This window comes from Streptomyces inusitatus (assembly GCF_014651115.1).
GTDB classification, from domain to species: domain Bacteria; phylum Actinomycetota; class Actinomycetes; order Streptomycetales; family Streptomycetaceae; genus Streptomyces; species Streptomyces amakusaensis.
The window spans coordinates 17,427-43,886 of record NZ_BMWG01000024.1 but is presented as its reverse complement, the minus strand read 5'-3'; the positions used below and the strand labels follow the sequence as shown (position 1 = coordinate 43,886).

Annotated in this window: 25 protein-coding genes and 1 pseudogene; 9 read left to right on the top strand and 17 right to left on the bottom strand. The window is 70.3% G+C overall.

Going from position 1 to position 26,460, the window contains the following annotated elements:
- Positions 1 to 31 precede the first annotated feature (31 nt).
- The 6 genes from IE247_RS28010 to IE247_RS27985 form a co-directional block, all read right to left on the bottom strand.
- On the bottom strand, positions 32 to 1,609 hold the full coding sequence (locus IE247_RS28010) for an ABC transporter substrate-binding protein (RefSeq protein WP_190126102.1): 1,578 nt from the start codon (positions 1,607 to 1,609) through the stop codon (positions 32 to 34).
- An 83-nt stretch (positions 1,610 to 1,692) separates the two neighbouring features.
- Complete coding sequence (locus IE247_RS28005; RefSeq protein ID WP_190126101.1) at positions 1,693 to 2,451, bottom strand: SDR family oxidoreductase; 759 nt, start codon at positions 2,449 to 2,451, stop codon at positions 1,693 to 1,695.
- Positions 2,452 to 2,468: 17 nt separating this feature from the next.
- Positions 2,469 to 3,230, bottom strand: coding sequence for a 3-oxoacyl-ACP reductase FabG (gene fabG / locus IE247_RS28000; RefSeq protein WP_190126100.1), 762 nt, complete (start codon positions 3,228 to 3,230; stop codon positions 2,469 to 2,471).
- Between the two features lie 224 nt (positions 3,231 to 3,454).
- Positions 3,455 to 3,838 (bottom strand): DUF3037 domain-containing protein, encoded by a 384-nt coding sequence (locus tag IE247_RS27995; RefSeq protein WP_190126099.1) that lies wholly within the window; start codon positions 3,836 to 3,838, stop codon positions 3,455 to 3,457.
- A complete protein-coding gene (locus IE247_RS27990) occupies positions 3,835 to 4,668 on the bottom strand; it encodes a HipA family kinase (protein ID WP_190126098.1) in 834 nt (277 codons plus the stop codon). Before IE247_RS27990 ends, IE247_RS27995 begins: the two co-directional genes overlap by 4 nt.
- Positions 4,669 to 4,738: 70 nt before the next feature.
- Complete coding sequence (locus tag IE247_RS27985) at positions 4,739 to 6,301, bottom strand: MFS transporter (RefSeq protein ID WP_190126097.1); 1,563 nt, start codon at positions 6,299 to 6,301, stop codon at positions 4,739 to 4,741.
- A 104-nt stretch (positions 6,302 to 6,405) separates the two neighbouring features.
- Here IE247_RS27985 and IE247_RS27980 point away from each other — a divergent pair, with 104 nt between their 5' ends.
- The 3 genes from IE247_RS27980 to IE247_RS27970 all read left to right on the top strand — a co-directional run bounded on the left by IE247_RS27980 (position 6,406) and on the right by IE247_RS27970 (position 10,090).
- On the top strand, positions 6,406 to 7,320 hold the full coding sequence (locus tag IE247_RS27980) for a helix-turn-helix transcriptional regulator (RefSeq protein WP_190126096.1): 915 nt from the start codon (positions 6,406 to 6,408) through the stop codon (positions 7,318 to 7,320).
- A 48-nt stretch (positions 7,321 to 7,368) separates the two neighbouring features.
- Positions 7,369 to 9,519 carry a S9 family peptidase gene (locus tag IE247_RS27975; RefSeq protein ID WP_190126095.1) on the top strand — a complete coding sequence of 717 codons (2,151 nt, stop codon included), beginning with the start codon at positions 7,369 to 7,371 and terminating at the stop codon, positions 9,517 to 9,519.
- 103 nt (positions 9,520 to 9,622) lie between these two features.
- Positions 9,623 to 10,090 carry a pyridoxamine 5'-phosphate oxidase family protein gene (locus tag IE247_RS27970; RefSeq protein ID WP_190126094.1) on the top strand — a complete coding sequence of 156 codons (468 nt, stop codon included), beginning with the start codon at positions 9,623 to 9,625 and terminating at the stop codon, positions 10,088 to 10,090.
- On the opposite strand, the gene IE247_RS27965 is transcribed toward IE247_RS27970, so the two are convergent.
- Complete coding sequence (locus IE247_RS27965) at positions 10,079 to 11,011, bottom strand: LysR family transcriptional regulator (protein WP_190126093.1); 933 nt, start codon at positions 11,009 to 11,011, stop codon at positions 10,079 to 10,081. The genes IE247_RS27970 and IE247_RS27965 overlap by 12 nt on opposite strands.
- Before the next feature lie 74 nt (positions 11,012 to 11,085).
- On the opposite strand from IE247_RS27965, the gene IE247_RS27960 reads away from it, so the two are divergent.
- Positions 11,086 to 12,111: a DMT family transporter gene (locus tag IE247_RS27960; RefSeq protein WP_190126092.1), complete on the top strand. Its 1,026-nt coding sequence runs from the start codon at positions 11,086 to 11,088 to the stop codon at positions 12,109 to 12,111.
- Here the strand turns inward: IE247_RS27960 and IE247_RS27955 are convergent.
- Complete coding sequence (locus tag IE247_RS27955; RefSeq protein ID WP_190126091.1) at positions 12,102 to 13,433, bottom strand: aminotransferase class I/II-fold pyridoxal phosphate-dependent enzyme; 1,332 nt, start codon at positions 13,431 to 13,433, stop codon at positions 12,102 to 12,104. The genes IE247_RS27960 and IE247_RS27955 overlap by 10 nt on opposite strands.
- A 36-nt stretch (positions 13,434 to 13,469) precedes the next feature.
- Between IE247_RS27955 and IE247_RS27950 the strand changes: the two genes are divergently transcribed.
- Positions 13,470 to 14,147, top strand: a complete 678-nt coding sequence (locus tag IE247_RS27950) for a pyridoxamine 5'-phosphate oxidase family protein (RefSeq protein ID WP_190126090.1) — start codon at positions 13,470 to 13,472, stop codon at positions 14,145 to 14,147.
- Here the strand turns inward: IE247_RS27950 and IE247_RS27945 are convergent.
- Complete coding sequence (locus IE247_RS27945) at positions 14,129 to 15,088, bottom strand: EamA family transporter (RefSeq protein WP_190126089.1); 960 nt, start codon at positions 15,086 to 15,088, stop codon at positions 14,129 to 14,131. The genes IE247_RS27950 and IE247_RS27945 overlap by 19 nt on opposite strands.
- A gap of 100 nt (positions 15,089 to 15,188) precedes the next feature.
- The gene (locus IE247_RS27940) at positions 15,189 to 15,713 is read right to left on the bottom strand and encodes a Clp protease N-terminal domain-containing protein (RefSeq protein ID WP_229869390.1); all 525 of its coding nucleotides are present in this window, start codon (positions 15,711 to 15,713) and stop codon (positions 15,189 to 15,191) included.
- 211 nt (positions 15,714 to 15,924) lie between these two features.
- Here IE247_RS27940 and IE247_RS27935 point away from each other — a divergent pair, with 211 nt between their 5' ends.
- On the top strand, positions 15,925 to 16,137 hold the full coding sequence (locus IE247_RS27935) for a hypothetical protein (RefSeq protein ID WP_190126180.1): 213 nt from the start codon (positions 15,925 to 15,927) through the stop codon (positions 16,135 to 16,137).
- 39 nt (positions 16,138 to 16,176) lie between these two features.
- Here IE247_RS27935 and IE247_RS27930 read toward each other — a convergent pair whose 3' ends face one another.
- Entirely contained in the window at positions 16,177 to 16,821 is a 645-nt protein-coding gene (locus tag IE247_RS27930; RefSeq protein ID WP_190126087.1) for a PadR family transcriptional regulator, read from the bottom strand.
- Positions 16,822 to 17,159: 338 nt separating this feature from the next.
- Here IE247_RS27930 and IE247_RS27925 point away from each other — a divergent pair, with 338 nt between their 5' ends.
- Complete coding sequence (locus tag IE247_RS27925; RefSeq protein ID WP_190126086.1) at positions 17,160 to 18,737, top strand: hypothetical protein; 1,578 nt, start codon at positions 17,160 to 17,162, stop codon at positions 18,735 to 18,737.
- A 91-nt stretch (positions 18,738 to 18,828) separates the two neighbouring features.
- On the opposite strand, the gene IE247_RS35085 is transcribed toward IE247_RS27925, so the two are convergent.
- The 4 genes and pseudogenes from IE247_RS35085 to IE247_RS27905 form a co-directional block, all read right to left on the bottom strand.
- Positions 18,829 to 19,290, bottom strand: a complete 462-nt coding sequence (locus tag IE247_RS35085) for an RICIN domain-containing protein (protein ID WP_373305620.1) — start codon at positions 19,288 to 19,290, stop codon at positions 18,829 to 18,831.
- A gap of 903 nt (positions 19,291 to 20,193) precedes the next feature.
- Positions 20,194 to 21,233, bottom strand: a pseudogene (locus IE247_RS27915) (TniB family NTP-binding protein).
- Positions 21,234 to 21,251: 18 nt separating this feature from the next.
- The gene (locus IE247_RS27910; protein ID WP_229869406.1) at positions 21,252 to 22,346 is read right to left on the bottom strand and encodes an integrase catalytic domain-containing protein; all 1,095 of its coding nucleotides are present in this window, start codon (positions 22,344 to 22,346) and stop codon (positions 21,252 to 21,254) included.
- Positions 22,343 to 23,041, bottom strand: a complete 699-nt coding sequence (locus IE247_RS27905) for a TnsA-like heteromeric transposase endonuclease subunit (protein WP_190126084.1) — start codon at positions 23,039 to 23,041, stop codon at positions 22,343 to 22,345. The genes IE247_RS27910 and IE247_RS27905 overlap by 4 nt, the downstream gene beginning before the upstream one ends.
- Before the next feature lie 350 nt (positions 23,042 to 23,391).
- On the opposite strand from IE247_RS27905, the gene IE247_RS27900 reads away from it, so the two are divergent.
- Positions 23,392 to 23,802 (top strand): Imm10 family immunity protein, encoded by a 411-nt coding sequence (locus IE247_RS27900; RefSeq protein ID WP_190126083.1) that lies wholly within the window; start codon positions 23,392 to 23,394, stop codon positions 23,800 to 23,802.
- Positions 23,803 to 23,962: 160 nt separating this feature from the next.
- Here IE247_RS27900 and IE247_RS27895 read toward each other — a convergent pair whose 3' ends face one another.
- Positions 23,963 to 24,484, bottom strand: coding sequence for a DUF2199 domain-containing protein (locus IE247_RS27895; RefSeq protein WP_190126082.1), 522 nt, complete (start codon positions 24,482 to 24,484; stop codon positions 23,963 to 23,965).
- Positions 24,485 to 24,921: 437 nt separating this feature from the next.
- On the opposite strand from IE247_RS27895, the gene IE247_RS27890 reads away from it, so the two are divergent.
- A complete protein-coding gene (locus IE247_RS27890) occupies positions 24,922 to 25,554 on the top strand; it encodes a hypothetical protein (protein WP_229869389.1) in 633 nt (210 codons plus the stop codon).
- 19 nt (positions 25,555 to 25,573) lie between these two features.
- Here the strand turns inward: IE247_RS27890 and IE247_RS27885 are convergent, their stop codons facing one another.
- A complete protein-coding gene (locus IE247_RS27885; protein ID WP_373305619.1) occupies positions 25,574 to 26,377 on the bottom strand; it encodes a CPBP family intramembrane glutamic endopeptidase in 804 nt (267 codons plus the stop codon).
- Positions 26,378 to 26,460: the final 83 nt, after the last annotated feature.

Here is a 26,460-nt window from a genome sequence, read left to right as displayed (position 1 = left end):
CAACGGCCGCTTCGAGCGGCCCGTCGGCCCGCTACCAGCTGGCCTTCCGGTACAGCTCCCACATCTGCATGATCGACTGCGGGTCGAAGGCGCGCTCGCCGCCGCCCATCTCCTCGCTGACGGCGATGTACAGCTTGCCCTGCCACAGCGGCAGCAGCCGCACCTCCTCGGCGACGATCTCCTGCACCCGCTGGAAGTCCTTGGCCACCGCGCCGCGGTCGCTCTCGCGCCGGGACGCGGGCAGCAGCTCCTTGGTGATCTCGTCGTTCACATACGGGGTGGCGAGCACGTTGTTCTCACCGACGAAGGGGGCCACATAGTTGTCCGGGTCCGGGAAGTCGGGGATCCAGCCGCGGCCGAAGACCGGGTAGGACCCGCTCTTGTACCCCTTCAGGAACTCGGCCTCCGGCTTGCCCGTCACCTTGACCTTGAACAGTCCCGAGGCTTCGAGCTGGCGCTTCAGCTCCTTGAACTCCAGCGCGGTCGTGGAGCCGTACCGGTCGGTGTACCAGAGGTCCAGCCGCACGGGCGTCTCGACGCCCCCGTCCGCGAGGATCTTCCGCGCCTTGGCGACGTTGGGGTCGCCGTAGTGGTCGAAGAACTCCGTGGTGTGCCCCACGATGCCCTTGGGGACCATGGAGTACAGCGGCTCGGCCGTGCCCTGGTAGACCTTGGAGACCAGTTCGCCCCGGTCGACCAGCTGGGCGACCGCCTGGCGCACGGGGAGCTTGCCCGCGTTCGTGTCCCTGGCGTTGAAGACCAGGTAGCGGATGTCCGTGCCGACCGTCTCGATCAGCCGCAGATCCTCGTTCTCCGGCTTCTTCCGCTGGAGCTCCACGACCTCGTTGGCGTCCAGGCCCCGGTAGGTGGCCTGGATCTCCTTCTCCCGCAGCGCGCTCACCATGGCGGCGGAGTCGGTGAAGTAGCGGATGGTCAGGGAGTCGTTCTGACGCTTCGCGTAGCCGTCGTAGGTCTCGTTGCCGGCCAGCTCGGCCTTCTTGCCCTTGGAGTACGAACGCAGCACATAGGGGCCCGAGCCGACCACCCGGCCGTCGTCGCGGAGGGAGTTGCGGGGGTACTCCCCGGGCGGCACCAGCGAGGCGGCCGGAGTGGCGAGGATGAAGGGGAAGGTGGCGTCCGCGACCTTCAGATGGAACTTCACCGTGCGATCGCCCACCAGCTCGACGCTGCCGAGCGAGTTGAGCAGACCGCTGGGCCCGTTCGGCACGTCGATCAGCCGGATGCGGTCGATGGAGTGCTTGACGGCCGCGGCATCGAGTTTCTCACCATTGGAGAAGACCAGACCCGGCTTCAGTACACAGACATAGGTCTTGCTCGCGGCATCCGCGAACTCGCAGCTCTGGGCCGCGTCGGGCTGCGGAGCCGTACTCCCGGTCGGGAAACTCAACAACGTCTGAAACACATTCCGGTACAGCTCCCAGGAACTGTCCCAGGCGGCAGCCGGATCAAGTGTCGTGGGCTCACTGGTGGTCCCGACGGAAATCTTCTTCTGGCCGCCCGCTTCCGTATCTGAGAACAGGCCGCAACCCGCCAACAGGGATATGGACGCCAGGGCTGCGCCGGCCCGCAGGCAGGTCCGATAGAACACGTGCACGCTCCTCGTTCAGCCGTGAGTTGGCCGACCATACCGCAGCCTCCCGCCGGGTCAACCTGCGGCCCGGCGGGGGCCGCTCACAGCCCTGCCTTGAGGAACACCCCGCCGTCGACCACCAGAGTCTGGCCGGTGATCCAGTCGGACTGGTCCGAAGTGAGGAACGCCGCCGCGCCGCCGACGTCCTCCGGCATTCCGAGCCGGCCCAGCGGGTAGGCCGCGGCCGCCTCGGCCTCCCTGCCCTCGTAGAGCGCCCGCGCGAATTTGGTCTTGACCACTGCCGGTGCGATCGCGTTGACCCTCACCCGGGGGGCGAATTCATGGGCGAGCTGGAGAGTCAGATTCACCATGGCCGCCTTGCTCATTCCATAGGCCCCGATGAAGGGCGAGGGGGCGAGTCCGGCGACGGACGCGATGTTCACGATCGCACCGCCGTTCTCCCGCTGCCAGGCTCGGTAGGTCTGCTGAGCGAAACCGAGCGCCGAGATCACATTGGTCTCGAACACCTTGCGCACGACATTCGGATCCAGCTCCGCCATGGGCCCGATCACCGGGTTGGTCCCCGCGTTGTTCACCAGGAAATCGACCCGCCCGAAGGTCTCCATGACGCGCTCCACCGCCGCCGCCCGGTGGGTCTCGTCCTGCGCCTTTCCCGGTACGGCGATGGCCCGGTCGGCCCCGAGCCGCTCGACCGCCTCCCTCAGCGCCTCCTCGCCCCGGCCGGTGAGGCACACCCTGTCGCCGCGCGCGACCAGCGCCTCGGCGACCGCGTAGCCGATGCCCCGGCTGCCGCCGGTGATCAGCGCGACCCTGCCGCTCTCCGGCACACGCTCCGTCATCTCGCGCCGCCCCGCCCTCAGTTGAGCGGTCCGCCGGCCACGTACAGCACCTGCCCGGAGACAAAGCCCGCGTCGTCGCCCGCGAAGAAGGCGATGGCGTTGGCGATGTCCTCGGGCCGCCCCACCCGCTGGACGGGGATCTGCGCGGCGGCGGCGGTCTGGAACTCCTCGAAGTCCATCCCGACGCGGGCGGCGGTCCGGGCGGTCATCTCCGTGACGACGAACCCGGGGGCGACGGCGTTCGCGGTGACCCCGAACTTGCCGAGCTCCTTGGCGAGCGTCTTGGTGAACCCCTGGAGCCCGGCCTTGACCGCCGCGTAGTTGGCCTGGCCCCGGTTTCCGAGCGCGGAGGACGAGGAGAGCGAGACGATCCGGCCGAAGCCGGCGTCGACCATGTGCCCCTGACAAGCCTTTGCCATCAGGAACGCGCCCTTGAGATGCACGTTCATCACGGTGTCCCAGTCGGACTCGCTCATCTTGAACAGCAGGTTGTCCCGGAGCACACCGGCGTTGTTGACGAGGATCACCGGCGGTCCCAGCTCGGCGGCGACCTTCGCCACCGCAGCCTCCACCTGGGCGCTGTCGGACACGTCACAGCCGACCGCGAGGGCCCTGCCACCCGTCTCCGCGATCCTGCCGACCGTCTCTTCGCAGCTCTGCTCGTCGAGATCGAGCACGGCGACCGCGCGGCCCTCGGCCGCCAGTCGTACGGCGGTCGCCGCGCCGATGCCCCGGGCCGCCCCGGTGACGACGGCGGTGCGCTGCTCGGTGGTGGACATACGTGGCTCTCCTCGCCCTTGAGCGCGGCGCGCACCCGGGGAGCGGCTCGTCCGGCAGCCCGCACGCCCAGGGATGAGCGACCGCTTAGTACCTTCGGCAGACGAGACGCTAGAAGCCCGGCGCACCCGGTGTCAACGGCCCACCGGGTGCGCCGGGCGGCCCGCGCGGAATCACCCGGCGACGGACACCGGGCAGGGGGGCGGGGAGCGGTGGCGGAGAGCGGTCAGCGCACCAGCAGGCCGAGCAGCCGGTCGACCTCGGCCTCGGGGTCGGCGGTCAGCCCCGTGTGCACCGGTCCGGGCTGGACGACGGTGGAACGGGGGGCGATCAGCCAGCGGAAACGCCGCCCGGCATCGTCCCCGGCCGCCTGCCCGGCGACCGCGCCGCCGCAGCACACGGATTCCACGGCGTGGAGCGCGGCGCGCACTCCGGCCACATCGGCCCCGGGATCCAGGGCCCTCAGCTTCGCCTCGTCCAAATGGGTGCGCGCGGCGACGAAGGAGCGGGCGCGGGAGTAGACCAGCACCCCCGCGTTGAAGCACTCCCCCCGCTCGATGCGGGGCACCACGCGCAGCAGCGCGTACTCGAAGACCTCGCGTCCCGTCATGCCCCCGCCTCCTTCTCGTCCGCGTCCGGCCGGCCCGTCAGCCAGCCCGGCGCGCGCGAAGGGCGCGGAGCGGTGGGCTCGCCGAGCGTGATCCTCGCATGGATCGACGCGGCACGCGGAAGCAGGGCTTCCACATAGGCCCGGCGCAGTGCGTCGGTGGTGGCGAAGCCCGGCTCGTCGACCAGCCACTCGTCGGGGACGTCGGCGGCGACCTCGGTCAGCAGTTCCTCGGTGACGAGCGGGGCCAGCTCGGCGGCGGCCGCCGGGATGTCCGGCCGGAAGCGGGCCAGCACATGGTCGGAGGCGTCGTAGGGCTTGGCGGCGGAGGCCGCCGCACCCGGCCAGTTGTGATGCCAGATCATGGTGGCGCCGTGGTCAATGAGCCACACATCGCCGTGCCACACCAGCATATTGGGGTTGCGCCAGGAGCGGTCGACGTTGTTGATCAGCGCGTCGAACCAGACGATCCGGCCCGCCTCGGCCGGGTCCACCTCGTACGCCAGCGGGTCGAAGCCGATCGAGCCCGGCAGATAGTCCATGCCGAGGTTGAGACCGCCGCTGGCCTTCAGCAGCTCCTGCACCTCCTGGTCCGGCTCGCCGAGCCCGATCACCGGATCCAGCTGAATACCGGTCAGCTCCGGGACGCGCAGCCCGAGCCGGCGGCCCAGCTGTCCGCAGACGACCTCGGCGACCAGGGTCTTACGGCCCTGTCCGGCTCCGGTGAACTTCATGACATACGTACCGAGATCGTCGGCCTCGACGATGCCCGGGAGCGAGCCGCCTTCACGCAAGGGCGTGACGTAACGGGTAGCTGTGACTTCTGTCAGCATTTCCCCAGGCTATACGGCTCGGCTCCCTGGCAATCGACGAAATGGATCATTGCCGTGGCCTCCGCCGGAGTCAGCGGACGCCGCTGGTCTCCCCGTCGGCGATCCGGGCCGGGGACTCCGCGCCCGCGTCACCGGCGCCACCGGCGTCACCGGCGTCGTCCGCGTCGGAGAGGGACTTCGGCAGCCAGCGCAGGGCGAGGACGCCGAGCGCGGCGTGCAGAACACCGGCGGTGACGGCGACGACGTGGAGGCCGGTCACGAAGGCGGACTTCGCGTCGCTGATCACCGCGGGGACGAGATCGGGAATCTGGAGCGTCTCGTTGAGGGTGCCCGCGAGGTCCGGGCCCTGGAGCCGGAAGAACAGGGTGGCGAGCGAGCCCAGAAGCGCGATGCCGAGGGCGTTGCCGATCTCGTTGCTGGTCTCGGCGAGCGCGGCGGCGGACCCGGCGCGCTCCGGGGGGACCGCGGCGACGGCGGTGTCGGCGACGACGCTGAAGGAGATGCCGTAGCCGAGGCCCGCGACGATGGTGGACGCGAGGTACCAGCCGGTCCCGCCGGAGCCGTCGGCGGGCAGCAGCAGAAGCAGGAGCAGACCCGCGGCGACGCAGAAGTGGCAGGTGATGAGCGCCGCTCGCTTGCCGATGCGCCCGACCAGCGACGGCGTGACGATGCAGGTGACGGTGAGCACCAGGGCGCCGGGGATCGTGAGGAGGGCCGCGTCCAGGACCTTCAGTCCGTGCACGGACTGGAGGTAGACGCCGGCGAGGTAGGCGGTGGCCGACCACGCGGCCAGCGGCAGCAGCCCGGTGATGATCGCGATCGTGAAAACCCGGTCGCGGAAGAGGCTGAAATCGATCAGCGGGTGCTCAAGGCTCCTCTGTCGGCGGGCGAACCACACCAGGCCCGCGAGGCCGACGACTCCGGCGATCACGGTGCCGACCGTCAGCCCCTCCGTGGCGGCGTGCTTGATCGCGTAGATGACCGGCAGCAGTCCGGCGGCGGAGAGGAAGACGCTCAGGGGGTCGACACGGCCGGGCCGGGTGGCGCGCACCTCACGGAGCAGGATCGGCGCCAGGATCAGGAACAGCAGGATGACAGGGAGGTTGATCAGGAAGACCGACCCCCACCAGAACCTGCTGAGCAGCTGTCCGCCGACGAGCGGGCCGATGGCGAACCCGGCGGCGAAGGTGGCCGCGAAGATTCCGATCGCCCTCGCCCGTCGGCGGGGGTCGGTGAACAGCTCGCTGAGCACCGCGAGGGCCGACGGGAGCAGTGTGGCCCCGGCGATGCCCATCAGCGCCCGGAAGGCGATCAGCAGTTCCGGGGTGGGCGCGAACGCCGCCCCGGCCGAGGCGATGCCGAACGCCGCCACACCGATCATCAGCAGCTTCAGCCGGCCGTACCGGTCGCCGATGTTGCCGAAGGCGACAAGCAGCGACCCGACCGCGAATCCGTAGATGTCCAGAGTCCACAGGGCCTGGTCGGCGGTGGGCGACAAGGCCTCGGTCACCTTGGGCATCGCCAGGAAGAGGACCGACCCGTCCATCGCCACGAGCAGTACGGGTCCGAGGGTGACCAGCAGACCGAGCCACGCCCGCGGCCCGGGCGGTTGAGAGACACGCTGTTCATTCATGTCCCCGACGGTGCGACTTCGGGCGCTCGCCAACCAGCCCCACGCCATGGGTACACCCCGCAGGGATACCCAGACCCGGACGGTCCTCCCCTACTCTCGGGGCCATGGAACTGGAGAGCCTCGGTGTGTATCTCAAAACCCGCCGCGACCGGGTCACGCCCACCGACGTCGGACTGCGCGCCTACGGCACCGCCCGTCGTGTACCGGGCCTGCGCCGTGAGGAACTCGCCCAGCTGGCCGGCGTGAGCGTCGGCTACTACACCCGGCTGGAGCAGGGACAGGCAGGCACCGCCTCCCAACAGGTGCTCGACGCGCTCGCCCGGGTGCTCCAGCTCGACCGGACCGAGACGGCCCATCTGCACAATCTCGCCCGTCAGCCCGTCACTCCGCGGCTGGTGCGCCCTCTGACGGAGCGTCCGCACTCCCGGGTGCTCGCGCTTCTGTCGTCCCTGGGGGAGAGCGCCCCGGCCGTGCTGCTGGGCCGCCGCGGTGATGTGCTGGCCTGGAACCGCACCGGGCACGCCCTCGTCGCGGAGCACCTCGACTTCGACGCTCCCGACGATCTGGCGCGGCGGCCGTCCCTCCCCCGGATGTTCTTCCTGGACTCCTTCAGCCGTGATCTCCATCAGAACTGGGATGAACTGGCCAAGATCCATGTCGCCTATCTGCGGCTCACCGCGGGCCGGTATCCCACCGACGCGCGACTGGCCGAGCTGGTCGGCGAGCTGGCCATGCGCAGCAGCGACTTCGCCACGCTGTGGGCCACCGGAGACGTCGCGGACTGCACCGTGGGCACCATGCGCCTGCGGCACCCGACCGTCGGAGGGGTCAGTGTCGACTATCAGGTGTGGCTCCAGCCCGACAGTCCCGATCACCGGCTTGAGGTCTACACGCCCAATGACAGCGCCTCGGGCGACGCGCTGCGGCTGCTGTCCAGCCAGGTCACCGGCCGGCGGGTCGGCGACCAGCGGAAACCCGAGGTCGCTCTCGTCGAAGCGTCCACGCGCCTGGACGGATAGAAGGAAATCCGGTTGCGCGCGCGGGGGCCGGGGTGCGAATGATCCCTGATGAACGAGAACAGCACAGACCGCGGGGACGCCGGCGTCGCCGTCCCCGAATTCACCGAGCAGTTCGCCCGTACCGCCCGATTCGCCCTCGGCGTCCCCCACCACTTCACCGTCTCGCCGGACGGGCTGCGTGTGCTGTTCGTCCGAAGCATGGCGGGCGACGACCCGATGAGCGGGCTCTGGCTGTACGAGTCCGGGCGGGAGCGGCTCCTCGCCGACCCCCTGCTGCTGGGCGAGGAGCCGGGAAGCGTTCCCGAGGCGGAGCGGGTACGCCGGGAACGCGCCCGGGAGTTCGCCGCGGGGGTGGTGTCGTACGCGACCGACGCCGAGGCCCGGCTCGTCGCCTTCGCGCTGGGCGGGGAGCTGTGGACCGTCACCACCGACGGCGACGCGCCCCGGCGGATTCCGGCGGCGGGTCCGGTGGTCGATCCCCGTCCCTCCCCCGACGGCGCCTCGATCGCCTATGTCAGCGGCGGCGCGCTCCATGTCGTACGCGCGGACGGGACCGGCGGCCGTCCGCTCGCCGTACCCGAGAAACCCGAGGTGAGCTACGGTCTGGCCGAGCACACGGCGGCCGAGTCGATGGGGCGGTCGCGGGGCTACTGGTGGTCGCCCTCGGGGGACGCCCTGCTGGTGGCGCGGGTGGACGACTCCCCCGTACAGCGCTGGTACCTGGCCGATCCGGCCGATCCGGCACGGCCGCCGAGGGCGGTCCGCTACCCGGTGGCGGGGACGGCGAACGCAGAGGTGTCGCTGCACATCCTGCGGCTGAGCGGCGGGTGGACCCCGGTGGAGCTGCCGGCCGCCGCCGACGCCGAGGAGCCTCTCCGCTCCCGGGGCTGGACCGACCGGGCCTTCGAGTACGTGGTCTCGGCGGGGTGGGACGCGCACGGCCCGCTGGTGCGGGTGCAGACCCGTGACCAGCGCACCGCCGTACTGCTGGCGGTCGACCCGTACAGCGGAACGACCGAGACGCTGCACACGGAGCGCGATCCGGTCTGGGTGGAGCTGGTGCCCGGCCTTCCCGGAAGGACTGCTTCCGGCACGGCGATCACGGCCTTCACGGCGGGCGACGGACTGCGGGGGCTGCGGATCGGCGGAGTGCGGTCGCCGGGCGGGGTGAATGTCCGGGAGGTGCTCGGGACGGTCGGCGAGCGGGTCTTCTTCCTCGCGAACGAGGAACCGACCGAGATACATGTGTGGTTCCACGACCCCGCCGACGGTTTCGTCCGGCTCAGCGAGGGGCCCGGCGTCCACTGTGCCAGGGCCGGGGGCGGCACCGTCGTCCTGGACAGCCTGACCGAGTCGGGGCGTACGGTGACCGTGCTCAGGGGCGGCGAGCCGGCCGGGCGGATCGCGGTGCTCGCGGAGGAGCCGGTGGTCGTGCCGAAGCCGCTGCCGCTCTCGCTGGGCGAGCGCGAACTGCGCGCCCAGCTCTATCTGCCCTCCTGGCACAAGCCGGGCTCGGGTCCCCTTCCGGTGCTGCTCAACCCCTATGCGGGGGCTCAGATGCAGTTGGTGGTGCGGGCCCGGCTGTGGTGGTCCTGTCTCTCGCAGTGGTTCGCGGAGCAGGGGTTCGCGGTGCTGGTGACGGACGGCCGGGGGACCCCGGGGCGGGGCCGGGAGTGGGAGCAGGCCGTCCACGGCGACCGGCTGGGCCCGGTGCTCCAGGACCAGATCGACGCCCTGCACGACGCGGCGGAGCGGTATCCGGACCTCGACCTCGGGGCGGTGGCGATCCGCGGCTGGTCCTTCGGCGGCTATCTGGCGGCGGGCGCGGTGCTGCACCACCCGGAGATCTTCCACGCCGCCGTGGCGGGCGCGGCCCCGACCGACCGCCGGCTCTACGACACCCACTGGGAGGAGCGCTTCCTGGGACACCCCGAGGTGTTCCCGGAGGCGTACCGGCGCAGCTCGCTGGTGCCGTACGCGCATCTGCTCAGCCGCCCGCTGCTGCTGGTGCACGGGGTGGCGGACGACAATGTGGTCTTCGCGCACACCCTGCGGCTGTCCGCCGCGCTGCTCGCGGCGGGCCGCCCGCACCGGGTGCTGCCGCTGTCGGGGGCCGGGCACCGGGTCACCGCTCGGGACCAGGCGAGCAGCCTTCTGCGGCTGGAGACGGCTTTCCTCAAGGAGTCCCTGGGCCGATGAGACGGGCCGATGAGGCGGGCCGACGAGGCCGCCCCCCTTGCGCTCGGCGAGCGGGACGCCCATGCTTTCTGACACATAGTCAGATACGGGGTGAGGGGTCGCCGTGGCAGCCGTGCAGCGCCGGGGCCGCCGGATCATGATGACGCCCGCCGAGCGGGACGCCTTCCTCTCCGCGCGGCGCACCTGCCGGGTGGCCACCACGGGCCCGGACGGCCGTCCGCACGTCAGCCCGCTCTGGTTCGTCTGGGACGGCGCCTCCCTGTGGCTGTACTCGCTGACCCGCAGCCGCCGCTGGGCCCAGCTGCTCCGCGATCCCCGGCTGTCGGCGGTGATGGACTCCGGCGAGGCGTACGGGGAGCTGCGCGGGGTCGAGCTGTCGGGCTCGGCGGTCCGGGTCGGCGAGGCTCCGCGCACCGGGGAGCCCTGTCCGGAGCTGGAGACCCCGGAGCGGCTGTTCGCCCGGAAGTACTTCGGCCTCGACCGGATGCCGCACGACGGCGGGCACGCCTGGCTGCGGCTGACCCCGGACGCGATCGCGTCCTGGGACTTCGGCAAGCTGTCAGAGCGCTGAGCCCGGTCCGGGACCCGACCCGGGCCCCGGACCCGCCGCCGCACGCAGCGCGCCGACGGCGGCCCTGATCGACGGCCGCCGGTCCGCGTCGGTGCGCCACACCGCGTACACATGGCGCACCACGCGCTGCCGTACGGGCACGAGCGCCACGCCCTCGGGGACCGGGCCCCGGCCGAGCCTGGGGGTGATGCAGACGCCGAGGCCGGCCGCGATCAGCGCGAGCTGGGTGTGATGCTCGCCCGCGAGATGGGGGATGCGGGGCTCGATGCCCCGGGAGCGCAGGGTGAACATCAGCCAGTCGTGGCAGAACTCGCCCTCCGGCCAGGAGACCCAGTCGTCGTCGGCGAACTCCTCCAGGTCCGCCTCGGAGCGGCCGGCGAGCCGGTGGCCCGCGGGCATGGCGATGTCGGGCATGTCGTCGAGCAGATGGGCCTGGGCGAGCCCGCCGGGGACGGGCAGTCGTTTATTGCTCCAGTCGAGCACGACGGCGAGATCGAGATCGCCCCGGACGACGGCTCTCAGCCCCTGCTCCGGCTCCAGCTCCCGGGAGCGGACGCGCAGCTCGGGGTGGTCGGCGCGGAGCGCGGCGAGCGCTGCGGGGAAGAGCCCCCGGGCGGCGGTGGGGAACGCCCCGATCCTGGCCTCGCCGACGACCTGGCCGCGCTGGGCCTCGATGTCGGACTGGGCCAGCTCCACCTGGGAGATGATCCGTGCCGCGTGGTCCGCGAGCAGCCGTCCGGCGTCGGTGAGCCGGACGCCGCGCCCGTTCTTGGCGAGCAGCTGCTGGCCGACCTCGCGCTCCAGCTTGGCCAGCTGCTGGGAGACGGCCGATGTGGTCACATGCAGCCCGTCGGCCGCGCCGCTGACCGAGCCGTGGCGGGCGAGCGCGTCCAGGGTCCGCAGGCGCTCCAGATTCAACATGTAAGCAATGCTAATCGAACTACTGAACAAATTCTCGCTTGTTCTACGAGGTTGAACGGGTGAGAGTGAGAGCCATGACCTCCGCCGTCCGCGTCCACGCGACTCCTCCCCCTGTCCCCACCGAGCCGCCGGGCTCCGCCCGCCGCCGGCTGGACTGGCGGATCCGCTTCGCGGTCGTCTCCCTCATCTGGGGGTTCAGCTTCCTTCTCATCAAGGTCGGCACCGAAGGGTTCGCGCCGTTCCAGGTCACCTTCGGCCGGCTGTTCTTCGGTACGGCGGTACTGGCCGCGGCGATGGCCGTGCGCCGGGAGCGGCTGCCGCGCGGGGCCCGCACCTGGGGTCATCTGACCGTGGCCGCGCTGCTGCTCAACGCCATACCGTTCTCGCTGTTCTCGTACGCGGAACTCACGATCCCCTCGACGCTGGCGGGCATCTGCAACGCCACCTCACCGCTGTGGGGCATGCTGCTCTCCCTGGTCGCGCTCTCGGAGGACCGGCCCACCCGGCGGCGGGTCGCCGGTCTCGGCCTCGGCTTCCTGGGGGTGCTCACCGTGCTGGGGGCCTGGCAGGGGTTCTCCGGGCTCGACGTCCGGGGCACCGCGATGGCGCTGCTCGCCTCGCTGTTCTACGCGATCGGCTGGATCTACGTCCGCCGCACGCTGGCGGACTCCGGCCACTCGCACCTCTCCCTCACCGGGACCCAGCTGGGGCTGGCCACGGTCCAGCTGGCCGTCGTCACCCCGCTGTTCACCTCCGTACCCGAGTCGTTCGCGGTGGTGCCGCTGCTGGCGGTGGTGGCGCTCGGCGCGCTGGGCACCGGGCTGGCGCTGCTGCTCCAGTACGGGCTGGTGGAGGAGATCGGTCCGACCACCGCGCAGATGGTCACGTACTTCATCCCGGTCATCGCCACGGCGGCGGGCGTCACCCTGCTCGGCGAGGAGCTGGGCTGGAACACCCCGGTGGGCGCGCTGATCGTCCTGGCGGGGGCGGCGCTGACACAGAGCCGCCCCCGCCGTAGGCCGCCCCGCGCCGCCGAGCCGGTCGCGCAGGCCGGGGCCACAGCCACAGCCCCGGCCCCGGCCCCGGCCCCTCAGCCGTAGCTGCGCGCGGGGGCGGGACCCGCGGCGTCGGCCAGGGCGTCGGCGATCGGCACGATGTCCGCCGCCGAGAGCTGCGAGACGGTGACCCGGACGGCGGGCGGCGAGTCGAGCCGGTACCGCGCGCCGGGGGCGACCGCCCAGCCGGAGCGCAGCAGCCGGGTCACCGCGCCGGTCTCGTCGAGCACCGGCACCCAGACATTCATCCCGCTGCGGCCGTGCGCCTCGACGCCCCGCTCGGCCAGGGCGCGCACGAGCGCGTCGCGCCGCTCCCCGTACGAGCGGGCCACGGCGAGCGGATCGACCGCGCCCGAGGTCCAGAGCTGGACTACGGCCCGCTGGAGGAGTCGGCTCACCCAGCCGGGGCCCAGCTGCTGCCGGCCGGTCACCCGGTCGACGGTGACCGGGTCGCCGGTCAGCAGCGCGACGCGGAGGTCGGGCCCGTACGCCTTGGCGGTGGAGCGTACGAAGGCCCAGCTCCGGGTGGTTCCGGCGAGGGGGTGGAGCGGCTGGTCGACGATGGCGTGCCCGTGGTCGTCCTCGATCAGGAGGGTGTCGGGAAAGCGGGTGAGGACCGCGCGGAGCTGCTGTGCGCGGTGCTCGCCGATCACGGCCCCGGTGGGGTTCTGGGCCCGGTCGGTGACGATCAGCGCGCGGGCCCCGGCGGCGAGCGCCCGCTTCACATCGGCGGGGAGGGGGCCGTCGTCGTCGACGCCGACGGGGACGGGCCGGAGCCCGAGGGACGGCACGAGGTCGAGCAGGCTCCCCCAGCCCGGATCCTCGACGGCGACCGCGTCGCCGGGCCGCAGATGCGCGGCGAGCACCCGCTCGATGGCGTCGAGCGAGCCGGAGGTGACCGCGACCGGGCCGTCGGGCACACCGTCCTCGTCCAGCGCGGCGCGGGCGAGCCGGGCGAACTCCTCGTCGACGGGGGCCTGTCCGTAGAGCCCCGGCCGTCGCTCGTCGCCCAGCGCGGCGGCGGCCAGCGCGTCACGGAGCGGGGGCAGCAGCGCGGGGTCGGGGTTGCCCTCGCCCACATCGCGGACACCGGGCGGGGCGTCGACCCGGAGGGAGCCGCGCGCGGTGCGGGTGGGCCGGGAGCGCACCCGGCTGCCCCGGCGGCCCGCGGTCTCGATGACTCCGCGCTCGCGCAGGGTGCGATAGGCGGCGGCCACCGTGTTCGGGTTGACCCCGAGCGAGGTCGCCAGCTCCCGCATCGGCGGCAGCAGCGCGCCGGGCTCCAGCTCCCCCGCGCCCACGCCCTGCTCGATGCTGGCCGCGATCTCCGATGCGCGACGCCCTGCGATCCGATATTCTCCTAGCACAAACTATATTATGCACTAGTGCAATGGAGGGCGCAAATGCCGGAGCCGGATGCCTACGAGCCGACCGAACGCACCGTCCCCACCCGCTCCCGCGAGCGCGCCGTGTACGACCACGCACAGGTCCACGCCATTCTCGACGAGGCGTACGTCTGCCATCTCGGTTTCCTCCGGGACGGCGCGCCGGTGGTGCTGCCGACGCTCTACGCCCGGGTGGGCAGCCGCGTCTACGTCCACGGCTCGACGGGCTCGCGCCCGCTGCGTACGGCGGGCGAAGGCGGGGGCGAGGGGGACGACCCGGGCCTGAAGGTCTGCCTGACGGTGACCCATGTCGACGGGCTGGTGCTGGCCCGCTCGGCGTTCCACCACTCGCTCAACTACCGCTCGGTGATGATCCACGGCACGGCCCGCCGGGTGACGGACCCGGCGGAGAAGCGGCTGTCCTTCGACGCCCTGGTCGACGCCGTGGTCCCGGGCCGCGCCCGGGACTCCCGCCCGGCCAACGACCGTGAGCTGGCGGCCACGGGGGTGCTGCGGCTGGATCTGGCCGAAGTCTCGGCCAAGATCCGCAACGGCCCGCCGAACGACGATCCGCAGGACGCGGAGCTGCCGTACTGGACCGGGGTCGTACCGCTGGTGAGCGGGTACGGAACGCCGATACCGGCCCCCGGTCTCGCGCCCTCGGTGGCCCTGCCGGACTATCTCGCGGCGCTGTGAGCGGGAGCGCGCGCCGGGGGCGGCGGTGAAGGGGCCTTCGGCGCGCGCGACTGGGCGATGAACGCGCCCACCAGCACCAGCGAGCCGCCCAGGATCTGCGGCAGCGACAGATGCTCCCGGAGCAGCACCCACGCCAGCACGGTCGCGACGACCGCCTCAAGACAGGCCACCACCCCGGCCACCTGCGGGGACAGCAGCCGCACCGACAGAACGCCGGTGACATAGGCGAACACGGTGGAGATCAGCACCACCCAGCAGAGCAGCGCCCAGGCCGCCACCTCGGTGCCGCCGAGATCGGCGTTCCCGGCGAGCAGCGAGAAGTCCATCCCCCACGGCCGGGCGATCACCGTCAGCACCAGGGCTCCGACGATCAGTCCGTACGCGATCACTCCCAGCGGATTCGCCGGTTCCGCGCCGTCGCTGCCGTGGTCGGAGAGGACGAAGTAGCAGGCCTGGCAGCAGGCCGCGCCCAGCGCGAGCAGCAGCCCCAGGGCGTCGAAGCTCAGCCCCGCCCACACCTCGACCACGCACGCGAGCCCGGTGACCGCGAGGACCACGCCCACCGCCGCCGCCGGGGTGACGGGCCGGCGCTGGACGAACCGTATCCAGCCGAGCACCAGGGCCGGGCCGAGGTACTCCACCAGCAGGGCGACCCCCACGGGTATCCGGGAGATGGAGGCGAAGTAGAAGGCCTGGACGCCCGCGACCGCGAACAGCCCGAAGCCGAGCAGCAGCAGGGGTTGGCGCCGGGGCAGATCACGGTGGAGCCAGGCCAGCGGGAGCAGCACCAGCGCGGCGCCCGCCACCCTCAGCCACACCACGTGCAGCGGGTCGAGCCCCGCCTCGATCAGCGGCTTGGCCGCGACGCCGGATCCACCGAACGCCAACGCCGAGACCAGGGCGATGCCCAGGCTCGTACTCCTGCTTCCAGACACGTGCATCGGGACATGATGGCAGGGGATCGTCAGCACCGTCGAGGCTGTTGCACATGTCGAGACAGTGTCGAGACCGGTCAGGGGCGCGCTCGGGGGCGTGCGCCGGTCAGACGGCCCCGATCCGCGCGCCGAGCTGTTCGGCGTCCACCCCGGCCCGGCGCAGCACCTCCACCGCCCGGCAGCCGGAGTCCGCGGCGAGGGCGGCGAGCAGATCGGCCCCCGCGACCCGCGCGTCCCCGCGCGAGCGGGCCCGCCCCACCGCCGCGTCGAGCGCGGCGAGCGCCGAGGGCGACCACCGGGACGCCTCGGCGCCCTTCCCCCGCTCCCGTACGCCGGACGGCGCGCCGGACTCCTCGACGGAGCCCCGCCAGCGCAGCCCGTAGCCGATGCTGCGCTGCACGAGATAGCCGAGCACCCGCACGACCCGGGATCCGAGCGCGGCCCGGACCCCGGGGTCCGCCTCGACCAGCGAATGCAGCAGATGGGCGGTGTCCGGCTGACGGTCGCCGTCCCGCGCCGCCCTCCGGCGAGCCCCGTCGATCACCGGGGCCAGCTCGGCCCAGGGTCCGGCGTCGTCTGCGGCCCCGGGGACGGCGGGCTGCCCGGGCAGTCGCCGGGTGTGGATCTGCACATCTCCCACTCCATCAGGGAAAGCCGCTCCATACATCCCCGTAGAGTCCTATTTGCCCATCCCACGGAAGGTGGGCACGACCGACCGGTCCCTCCTCCTCGCGGATGAGATCGGGGCACTTCGTCCTCAGGGGCGCGCGCCGCCTTGCCCTTCACTCCCGTACGTGAGTGCCGACGGCAACCGGGACTTCCCCCAGTGCGTCCCTTCCGTCATGTTCTGGATGGTCGCTCTGCTCGCAGCCGACGGGCGGCAGTACGTCTACCGGGTGTACGCACCGCTCTCCGCGCTGCCCGCGGACGTGTTCTGGGCGGCCTTCCACTGCCACGACGAGGGGCCGCACCCCCGGGCCTCCGACTCGTTCGACTCGGCAGAGATCTGGTGGCCGCCCATCGGGCGCACCGATCTGACGACCCGCCAGTGCTGAGCCCCGGCGGGTCACCGTTCGCCGTTCAGCACCCGCCGGTCAGTGCTCGCCGGCGAGAATCAGATAGAGCTTCTTACGGGCCTCGTCGACGACCTCCACGGCCCGGGTCCGCTGCTCGGCGGTGCCGGTCTTCGTGACCTGGCCGAAGGCCTCCATCAGCCCCCAGACCGCCTGCCGGGTCTCATTGACCGCCTCCCAGTCGACGCCCCGGCCGGCCTCCTCCCAGGGAGCGTCCGGCCCGGCCTCCGCCTCGGCCGTGCCCTGCTCGGTGAGCGTGAACAGCTTCTTGCCGCCCTCGCTCGCACTGGTGATCAGCCCCTCGTCCTCCAGCAGCTGAAGGGTCGGGTAGACCGAACCGGGGCTGGGCTTCCAGGCCCCGCCGCTGCGCTCGGCGATCTCCTGGATCATCTGGTACCCGTGCATCGGACGGTCCTTGAGCAGCGCCAGGATCGAGGCACGCACATCCCCGCGCCGCGCCCTCCCCCGCCCCCCGTGCCGCCCACGACCCCCACCGCCGAACGGCGGCCCACCGAAGGGCCCACCCCCGAACGGCGGCCCGAACGGCGGCCCGGGCGGACCAAACGGCCCGAAGGCCCCCCGCCGCCCGTCGAACCCACCCCGACCCGGATGACCGGGACCGCGGTGTCCACTGTCGGGCTCCTGCCCGAAAACATGAGGACGCATGGTTACGCTCCTTCCATCGTTGATCAGTCGCGATACTTCAACGATATATCGGAATAGCTCGCAGAACAATGCCCGGGCGATTCAGCGCGATTGACCTGTGACAGGAGACCTTGATCGGTTGCCATTGAAGGTTGAAGGACGGCGTTATGTGTCAGTGAAGACCGACCGCTGAGTCTCTTGTGCCAGCCAAGGTTGACCGCCCAGCGCTGCGACGCCCTACCGGCCTCAGCACGTCGGTCCAGCGGTTGCCGCTGAGGTCGATCACGGTCGGCTCCCGAGCGCCCGGTACTGGAAAACCCGTCGCGCACCCACTCGGGAGAGGGGAAGAATCTTCAGGTATGCGGCGAACCCTCTCCCCATACCCCGTTCCGGAGACCGAGTACTTCGAGCGGGTCCTGCGTCACGACCCGAACTCGCTGACGCAGTTGATCGCGGCCACCAGCGCCAGCCTCCCGCCCGGCCGCGACCTGGCCGCCCAGGGCCTTGGCCTGTACGTGCCGTGGGCCCTGCTCGACGCCGCCTGGGTGTCTCTGGCTCGGGGCCGGGACGGTCGGCCCAGCGCGACCAGCCCGGACCTCCGTCAGATCCTTGACCTGTTCCTGGCCCTAGACGACCCAGTCACCCGGGAACCGGAAGGGATGAAGCGCTGGGAGGGGTACCTGCAGCGGGCCACCCACCACCAGGGCCCGTGGCAGGAGGACGCCTACTCACAGCTGAGCCGCTCCATAGCCCTGCTGGATCCGACCTCCTACCCAGACGATGCAGACCCGCTGAAGGTGATCCTCCTGGGTTGGGACCACGACCTACTCGGCTGCTCCCTGGCTGACTACCTCGGCATCGTCCACCTCATCTGGGGCTGCGCTACCGCCCAGCCAAATCTGCGCCGCCGCGGCAGGTTCGCCCTGGACTGGTTCCCCGTCACGGACTACGACCAGTTCGATGGCCTCCGCTCCCCTGCCCAGGTCAAGACGGTCCTGAACCAACACTTCGTCACCACCAAGAACAAGCTCCGCGCAGCCTTCCCCGCCGACCACGACCCGCTCCTGCGCCGCTACACCCACAACCCGCTTCGGTCCCGCCCGCTGGTCGGCGGTGTCCCGGGCGGCTATCTCGTCCCGGTGCCGGCCGCCGTTCTGGGCAAGGCCACCCCTCTCGGCCTCTACTACACCGGAGGCGACAACAACTCAGAGTGGGGCAAGGCGTTCACCAACGACTTCGGCAAGCTCTTCGAGTGCTACGTCGGCCGCCAGCTCAACCTGCTGCCCGACGCCAAAATCCACCCCGAGATCCTGGTCAAGCTTTCCAAGAAGGAGGAGAAGAAGACGATCGACTTCTTCGTCGTCTTCCCCGACCTGGTCCTGCTGGTCGAGGTGAAGTCGACCCGCCCGGGCGAGCATCTGCGGCTCGGCGGGCAGGACTTCACCACCCTCCTCCGCGGCACGCCGATCAAGAAGGGGTTCGATCAGATCAACGGGTCGGTGGACCTTCTCCGCTCCGACAAGCACCCGGAACTCGCGGACATCCCGACCGACCGCCGGATGATCGGGATGGTGGTGACCGCAGAGCCGTTCCACCAGATCAACACCCCCGCGCACCGCACGGACCTGCCCAAGACCAAGATCCCGGTGATGGTCACCTCCATCGCCGAACTGGAGCAGGCGGTCACCATCACCGGCACCAGCCTGGCCAAGCTCCTCTGCGCGGCCGTCGACGCCGGTGCCGCGGACCTGCGCCAGCTGTTCCCCCAGTACGAGTTCCTGGAGCACAACGCCGTCCTGGAGGAGGGCTGGTCCGCAATCCCGTTCGCCCGGCCCCGCCGGCCGCGAGCCCAGGACGTCGCTGCCGTCGAGCCCGTTACTGTAGCGGCCCAGAGCACCGAACGTGACCGATCGCAGCGCCAACCACGGTTCGAATGATCCCGAGGCCGTGATTCTGCTTGGGCAACGTGATGCGGGGCCCGGCCGGGCCCCGCAGGGGTGAACAGGGCTGGCGCCGGGCGGCGGTGAGTTAGAGGTACCAGGCCTGGTAGTTCGCGCCGCTGCAGGTGATGAGGCGGACGCCCTGGGAGACGCTTCCATCCAGGCACTTCCCAGACTGGACATGCTTGACCACGTACCCGGGGAGGTTCGTGTTCCACTGCTGGTACGTCCCACCGTCACAGGTGATGAGGCGGATGCCCTGGGAGGCACTTCCATCCAGACACTTCCCAGACTGGACATGCTTGATCGTGGCGGCCGACGAAACACTCACGATCCACTGCTGGTAGGCCCCACTATCGCAGGAGACCAGGCGAACACCCTGGGAGAGGCTGCCGTCCAGGCACTTCCCGGACTGACTGTGCGTGATCGTGGTCTGGTACGCCTCCGCAGTTGCTGATGCCGACACGGTCTGAGCCGCGCCCAGCCACGCAGCCGCCACCGTCAGCGCAGCCACACGACGCGAGACCCGTGACCCGAATACCCGACGCATTCGAACTCCCTCCGACGAGCCGCCTGAGCGGCGGCACCCTGTGATCGTCCGGGAGTGAACCTAGTGACAGATTCCCAGATTAGACAGAGCGCATGGGCGGCAAGCCGCGACTTCACCACGTCGGCACCGACAGACCGTCAGCCTCCCACCAGCCGGGATCCGGCCTTAGCGCACGCTCTTTCCTCAACCTCTATGTTCAGCTGGCTGCGGCCTCGGCCTTGCCCTCCCTCGCCACCGCCGGCGAACTCCAGAGCGACCGCCAACGGGAGCTGACCTACTACCGGCCTCGGGGAACATCGGTCCAGTGGCGTTGTGCCACAGAAATGAGTCCATCACTCAGGGTGACCGACGGGCCGGGACTGACTTGAATACGCGACACCTCGACATGTGAGCTCACCAGTCCCGAGGCAATCTATTGAGGCTGAGACGCCTTGCGTTGACGGAGCCGGAAGGAGGTCTGTCGGCAGACTGCCGAGCAGGTGGTGCGGCGTTGTCCGAACCGAAGTTCCATCAGCCTCCGCAGACGCGGCAAGGCACTGGCTCTGGTGGAGGACGACGCGGAATGCGTCTGCGGCGGGCCCTCGCTTTGCAGGCTTTGGAGCAAAATCGCCGTGGGGCACCTCGAACCGCATCCACATGGAACGGAGTGCCACACTCCACGCATAGCACTGTGGCGAGCGTGCGCCATAGCTCATTGGGGTCACGGCCCGTAACAGCCGCGACCCGGGACAAGCTCGGAGCCCCGCGGTGAAGTGGTGGCTCGCTGAGGAATTCGCAAGTAGGCGGGCGGGAGATGGTTGGCATGGGCCAACTGCCTGACGAGGGACCGCACCCCTTCCCCGGCTCTTGGGCGAACCTGAAAGGGAAGTCGGGCGATCGGCGTCTCTCCCTGGAAGGTGAGGCTCACTGATCTTCGCGCGGTGCCGAAGAGCTGCCGGGTCGCTTCCGGCGGGAGGCGATATCCAGGTCGACAGCCAGCAGGCCCGCCTTCGTGATCTTCTCGGTGCCGGTGAGGATCGCATCGATGGCGGCTCCGCGGATCTGGTGGGAAAGCGTGCCGATCATGCCGCCCGTGCGGGTGTGGAGGAACCGGTCCAAGCGGGTGAGAGTGCCAGGTTTGTGCTGGTAGAGGAGGAGGTTTGCCTCCATCTGGGCAACCAGGGCTTTCCACTCCGCGTTGCAGGGGGACGCGTGGGTGGCGACCGACGTGAAGCGGGCCGCGATCTGGTCGCCGCGGGTGCCGGTCAGCAGGCTGCTGTCCTCGATGTCGATGCCCGTGTAGGCGAAGGTCGCCGGGATGCGCTCGGAGAAGTACTTGAGTGTGTCGGAGGCTTCGGCGCCGGTGCGGGTATGCAGTGAGATGTTGTGAATTTCATCGACCAGCACCAGTCCGGTGCGGGCCTGGGTGCAGACGCCGACCACAGCCTCCCGGTGAGGTCGGTGATGTTCGAGCTTCGCAGGACCGGAAGGCCGAGGAAGCGGGCAAACTCGTCGGCGATCATGCGGGGTGTCGCGGCAGGCGGGACGGTGATGTAGATGACCGGTATGCGGTCGCCCTGGCCAGGATGCCGCCGCTGGTCCTGGAGTGCATGGGCGAGGCCGAGTTGGGTCAGCGCGATCGTCTTGCCCGTGTTGGCCGGCCCGGTGATGATCAGCCCGCGGCGGGCGCTGATCGCACCGCGGTTGAGGATGACCAGGCGGCGGCCGCAAGTGACGGTGTGCCGGACCGTGGAGGTGGCGACCACTTGCAGGCGGGCGTGGTGGTCGAGACGGTCATCGTCGTAGGTGTACTTGTGCTGCTTATTCAGGGCGTCGTACTCGTCCTGCGTCAGCATGACCATGGCTTCGGCGACCGCCGAGGCGACGAACTGGCGCCAGCCGGGCAGGGTGGTCAGCTGCCGTCCGAAGTCGTCGTCCGGGTCGTCGGTCAGCGTGGTGGTCACATGCGCTTCCAGGGGCCCTCAAGCGGGTCGAAGAGTCCCAGTGGGATCACCTCGGCCAGCTTCTCCTCGTCCTCCGCCGGCTCTTCCGGGGAGGGTTCGTGCTGCGGCTTCTGCGGGAGTGGTGTCGCGGGGGCCGCCGGGGCGGTGGCCTTGGTCCGGGCCGCGACGCGGCGGTCCTTTCTGTCCGAAGCGGCCTTCCGCTTCCTTTTCACCGATCGAGGCGACGGAGCCCAGCATCTTCTCAATGTGCCCCTTCTCGAAGGGCGAGCCCTTGTGCGTGGGCTGGAAGTCGATCTCCAGGAATCGGCAGGAGGCCCGGAAGTTGTGCGAGACGAACACCTTGCCGTGATCGCAGACGATCATCTCCGGGACGATCACCGGCTTGGCGGCCGCGTGCTCCAGACGCTCGTCGAGGGTCAGCATCCGGGCATGCGGCAGCACCGAGCGGGACATCTTCAGCGCGTCGACCCAGCCCGGTCTCATCAGCTCCGGGGTGACCGTGCGGGCCAGCAGCACGCTGGCGTCGACGGACTTCGTCGTGGGCCTGAGCACCGCCGCGGCCAGTGTCCTGGTGGCGACGTCGATCATGCCGGTGAATTCGGCCTTGCCGACCATTCCGTCGTCGAGGCGGACCATGACGTCCAGCGGAGTAGAGTCGATCTGCATGACCTCGCCCGGAGCTGACACCGTCAACTCACCGAACGGGGCAGTAGCCCCATGTGCCTTCGACCTGCGCGTGACGGCCGACCCGGTCGCGTGCGTGCCTACCGTCAGCTTCGCCACCAGTCGGTAGAGAGTCCGTCGCGAGGGCAGCTCGGCCAGGTTCCCGCCGTTCTCCCGGATAATCTCCCCGGTCCTCCAGATCAGGTAGGCCCCGTTGCGTGTCGAGGTCTCGACGCCCTCCTTGATCGCCTGCCGCATCGCCTCGACGACGGCGTCGGGCACGTCACCGAACTCCTTGCGCTTGCGGACGGAGCGGTGATCGACCAGCCGAGCCAGTCCGACCAGGCCTTCCTCCTGGTAACGGCGTCGCCGCAGGCCGACCGCTCCGGATTTGGTCTCGTAGCCGAGGACGGCGAGTTCGGCCGCCTTGACCTTCTGGCGCGAGGTCACCGACGTGCCCGGTCCGTAGCCCGGCCGCGGTGCCGTGCCAGGTTCGACGCCTGGTGGGAGCCCGTGCAGGACCTCCAACCGGTCTCCGACAGCCCGGCGCCCTCCCATAGCCCCATCGGTTCGCGAAAGACCTCCCGGAGCCGATCCGCCACCGCCACCGGTCGGCCGCAGCGGGCCCGCCGGTATCGGTACAGCCAGCGGATGTTCGCCATGAACACCGGCTCGGGTCGCGCAACCCACTCGAACTTCCAGCCCACGGCCCGGCAGGCATGCTCGGTCGCCTCGAATGCCTCCCGCGTCGCCTCATCCATCTCGTCCGCAGCACGGACGTCAACGACGCGGGCGCGGCCATCGGCCAGCCGGACGAAGTAGTCAGGTGCGTGCCGACGCTTGCGGGTGCCGTCGTGCCAGTGCAGCCAGAACGGCTGCGAGGCGATCGCGACCACCTGCGGATCACGGTCCAGCAAGATCAGCCGGTCCCGCTCCAGCCACGACTCATAGCCCACGTGATCCCGCAGCGTCGCCGCGTAGTACCAGCCGGCGAACCCCTGACCGCCCTTGTGCCAGCTGAACTCCCGCACCGGGTCCACAGCTTCGAACGGCGTATCCCAGCTAGACCCAAGCGATCGACGTACGAGCGTGCCGTCGACGGAAAAGGCCAGGTCAAAGGCCGCGAGGGCAGCCTCCTCGAACACGCCGACAGGTGCCCCCACCACATCCCCCGCCCACCTGTACGCCGAATGATCAATCTGCGGTGGCACCAACTAGCATTGATCATCCTTCAGTGGCAATCGATCGACGATTACTGGCACAGGTCAGCGATGCTGACCTGTCTCAGCGAATACGCCGTGCCCGCCGTGCCGGCTATTCGTCTCAGTGGATCTGCTCTGTCGAGCGATCCTGGGTGACGCAGTCTCGGGCCCGCGCCAGCTCCTTGACCTGCGGATCCTTGTTGGGGTGACGGTGGTGACGCACTTTCCGCCCATTCCCTGGTCAGGCTTGCCCCTGTCTGGAAGCTCGGAGGGACCACTGATAGAACGCCGTCATGACGTACCGATTCACCGCCCGCGCCGCCAGAACCGAGATTGATCCCGACGGCTACTTCACCGAAGCAGCGCTTGCTGAGCGAGACGATGGCAGCGGCTTCATCCTGATGTTCATGGCGGGAGAGGACGATCCCGACGACCAGGAGATAGCTCTGGGGATGGACACGCATTGCCTGGTCACAGCTGGTCAGGGGACCGCATACGGCTGTGTGCGTGAAGCCGTTCTGACGGGCAACGTCCTCCATGTCTCACTGAACCCTGGCTCTCTGGAAGACCTGCGATTGGATGACAGCGAGATCGAGGCCGTCATCGAAGCGCCGGACGAAGACGTCGTCCAGTTCCGCGAAGTCCTTGCCCAGGTGCTCAACTACGGGCGTGCGGACGCCGTGCCCAGCCGTCTCTCCGTCTGAACCGCTGCCCCCGCCGACTGCCCAGGGCCTGAAGACGAAGATGAGGCCCAGTGCTCAGTTGCCACCATCAGCAAGTTCGCGACGGCGGCACTGGGCCACTGCCGACGGTAGTTGGTCCGAGCGAAGCTGTTTCATCAGGCGATGCACGGACCGGCTCGGATCAGGTGTCATCGCTGGTGGGGTGGAGAACAGCCTCGGCGATTTCACGAACGCGATCCAGGGTGATGCCGTTGCGTTGTTCGACGGCGAAGGGATGGTCGGTGGGCTCCAGCTCGATGAAGGGGCGCTGACCGACAGGACGTATGTGGACGTGAGTCTTCAGGTTGATGGTGCTCGGCGAGTACGGCGAGAGTTCGGTGGACAACCACCCGAAGTACGGACTCTCGGCCTCGCGTCCGGGTGTCTCCCACACGTCTGCCGCGCGGGAGAAGTTCTCCCTGCTCAGGGACACCCAGACGGCCCATGAGAACACGTCGTCACTGCCTATGACTGGTATCTCGACCAGCCCCTTGACGAAATAGTGCTCAGCCTTGATCACGCACTGGTCGGAGGAGAGCAGGCTGTCGTCGGTGTCGGCGAAGCTGGGGTCCCAGTAGTAGGGAGCCGTGGCCGAGTAGTTCATCGGCAGTTCTGCGTGTGACTGGCCGCAGCACGAGCAGGTGAATCCGGGGGCGCTGGTCATGAACAAGAGCCTAATGATCGGATCCGGCACCCCTGGCGCCTGCCTCCAGGTCCTCAATCGGCATGACAAATCGACAGCGGGTGCGACGCACCTCGCTGTCAGGCCCCGTCTGAGCCTGCAGAGAGATCGGGGGAAAGTGCGTCACCACCGTCAGCCCAACAAGGATCCGCAGGTCAAGGCGCTGATGCGGACCTGAGACTGCGTCACCCGGAACCACTCGCCAGAGCAGATTCACTGAGCCGAACGGTCGATACGGCACATTCGCTGAGACGAAGTTGGATCCGAGCACCTTCGTTGAGACCTGTGCAACCTTCACTGAGACAGGTCAAGCGCGATGCCCCCGCCAACCGGCGGAGTTTTCGCCCCGGCCCGGCATGGCACCGCGCCGGAGCGCGACGGGTTCGGATGCTGTAGGTCCCGACCACGCAGGAGCGGCCATGGACGACACCGGCGCGCGGGAGGCCGGGCGGCCGGCGTCCCGGGGGGCGCGAAGTGGGACGCCCGGCCAGCCGGGGATCATCGGCATCGCGCTCGCCGCCGTACTGGCGGCCGCGTTCGCGCAGGGCTCCTGGCAGTGGTTCTCGACCTACATCGGGGGGACGCTTCTCGTCCTGGTCCTCTGCTTCTACCGGCTGCCGACCCGGACGCCCGACACCGGCACCGGCACCGGCACCGGATCCGCGTATGCGCGGAACCTCGTCGCGTACGCGCTGGTCGTCGGCCTGTGCGCGGCGATCGCGCTGGCCCCCGCGATGCAGCGCTGGGCCTGGCTGTTCCCGATGCCGGGCACTCGCCAGGAGTGTCCCGAGCTGGGCGCGTACGAGGCGATCAGGACGGAGGCCGCGCTGGCGAACCTGGCCGGCCGCGACAGTGCCGCCCTGGCCAGGGCGCGCGAGACCCACAGCCGGGAGGCCGTCGCCGACTGCCTGTCGGCCACCACGACCCTGTGGCTGCCGGTGTACGGGGCCGGGGCGGCCCTGCTGGTGGGTCTGGGCGCGTGGTCGCTCGACCGGGCCCGGACGCGGAGGGAGACGGCAGCGACCCGGCCGAATCGCCCTTCGCGGAGCTGAGCGGGCCGCCGGGCGCGGGTCACGGTGTGGGCAGCCACCCCACCTTGCCCGCCAGCAGCGCGTATCCGACGAACGCCACGATGTCGAGCAGCGCGTGCGCCACCACCAGCGGCCCGATCCGCCCCCAGCGGCGGTAGAGCAGCACGAAGACCACGCCCATGACCATGTTGCCGATGAATCCGCCGATGCCCTGGTACAGGTGGTACGAGCCGCGCAGCAGCGAACTCGCGGCCAGCGCCGCCATCGGGGTCCAGCCGAGCCGGTCCAGCCTGCGCAGCAGATATCCGACGACGATCACCTCCTCCACCACGGAGTTCTGGATCGCCGACAGGATCAGTACGGGGAACTTCCACCACACGTCGGGCAGCGACTCGGGCACCACCGTGAGATTGAAGCCGGAGGCCCGGGCCGCCAGATAGAAGGCGAGCCCGGCGCTGCCGATGCCCGCCGCGAGCAGTGTGCCCCGGCCCAGGTCGGACCACGGCCGGCCGCGGTCGAAGCCCATCGCCCGCAGCCCGCCCGCGCCCTCACGCGTCAGCAGATGCGCGACCAGCAGGACCGGCACCAGCGCCGAGGCGATGCCGAAGAGCTGCCAGGAGAGATCGAGCCAGGGACGGCCGGGCGCGTACGAGCCGTTGAGCGTCGCCGCCTGTTCCTTCAGCCCACCCGGTTTGGTCAGCGATCCAACAAAACTGATCAGGGCGGACACCCCGCTCGCGCCCAGCGAGAGGGCGAGCACCAGAAGCGTCTCGGACCGCAGAGTCTTCGGCGACAGCTCCTCGGGGGAGAAGGAGTCCGTCACTCGTCCCGCTGCCGTCTGCACACATGCCTCCAGTCGATCGGTCCCGCCGGACGCCGTCCTCGCCCGGCCCGCCGGATACGAAGGGGAGGGCGAGGACGGCGTGG

Bases quoted from the DNA above. Each gene is read 5' to 3' on its own strand.
- IE247_RS35085 (WP_373305620.1), bottom strand. From the start codon at position 19,290: ATGCGTCGGGTATTCGGGTCACGGGTCTCGCGTCGTGTGGCTGCGCTG.
- IE247_RS27960 (WP_190126092.1), top strand. From the start codon at position 11,086: ATGACCTCCGCCGTCCGCGTCCACGCGACTCCTCCCCCTGTCCCCACC.
- IE247_RS27980 (WP_190126096.1), top strand. From the start codon at position 6,406: ATGGAACTGGAGAGCCTCGGTGTGTATCTCAAAACCCGCCGCGACCGG.
- IE247_RS27975 (WP_190126095.1), top strand. From the start codon at position 7,369: ATGAACGAGAACAGCACAGACCGCGGGGACGCCGGCGTCGCCGTCCCC.
- IE247_RS27890 (WP_229869389.1), top strand. From the start codon at position 24,922: ATGGACGACACCGGCGCGCGGGAGGCCGGGCGGCCGGCGTCCCGGGGG.
- IE247_RS28005 (WP_190126101.1), bottom strand. From the start codon at position 2,451: ATGACGGAGCGTGTGCCGGAGAGCGGCAGGGTCGCGCTGATCACCGGC.
- fabG (WP_190126100.1), bottom strand. From the start codon at position 3,230: ATGTCCACCACCGAGCAGCGCACCGCCGTCGTCACCGGGGCGGCCCGG.
- IE247_RS27950 (WP_190126090.1), top strand. From the start codon at position 13,470: ATGCCGGAGCCGGATGCCTACGAGCCGACCGAACGCACCGTCCCCACC.
- IE247_RS27945 (WP_190126089.1), bottom strand. From the start codon at position 15,088: ATGCACGTGTCTGGAAGCAGGAGTACGAGCCTGGGCATCGCCCTGGTC.
- IE247_RS27965 (WP_190126093.1), bottom strand. From the start codon at position 11,011: ATGTTGAATCTGGAGCGCCTGCGGACCCTGGACGCGCTCGCCCGCCAC.
- IE247_RS27995 (WP_190126099.1), bottom strand. From the start codon at position 3,838: ATGACGGGACGCGAGGTCTTCGAGTACGCGCTGCTGCGCGTGGTGCCC.
- IE247_RS27990 (WP_190126098.1), bottom strand. From the start codon at position 4,668: ATGCTGACAGAAGTCACAGCTACCCGTTACGTCACGCCCTTGCGTGAA.
- IE247_RS27895 (WP_190126082.1), bottom strand. From the start codon at position 24,484: ATGACCAGCGCCCCCGGATTCACCTGCTCGTGCTGCGGCCAGTCACAC.
- IE247_RS27935 (WP_190126180.1), top strand. From the start codon at position 15,925: ATGTTCTGGATGGTCGCTCTGCTCGCAGCCGACGGGCGGCAGTACGTC.
- IE247_RS27985 (WP_190126097.1), bottom strand. From the start codon at position 6,301: ATGAATGAACAGCGTGTCTCTCAACCGCCCGGGCCGCGGGCGTGGCTC.
- IE247_RS27900 (WP_190126083.1), top strand. From the start codon at position 23,392: ATGACGTACCGATTCACCGCCCGCGCCGCCAGAACCGAGATTGATCCC.
- IE247_RS27925 (WP_190126086.1), top strand. From the start codon at position 17,160: ATGCGGCGAACCCTCTCCCCATACCCCGTTCCGGAGACCGAGTACTTC.
- IE247_RS27930 (WP_190126087.1), bottom strand. From the start codon at position 16,821: ATGCGTCCTCATGTTTTCGGGCAGGAGCCCGACAGTGGACACCGCGGT.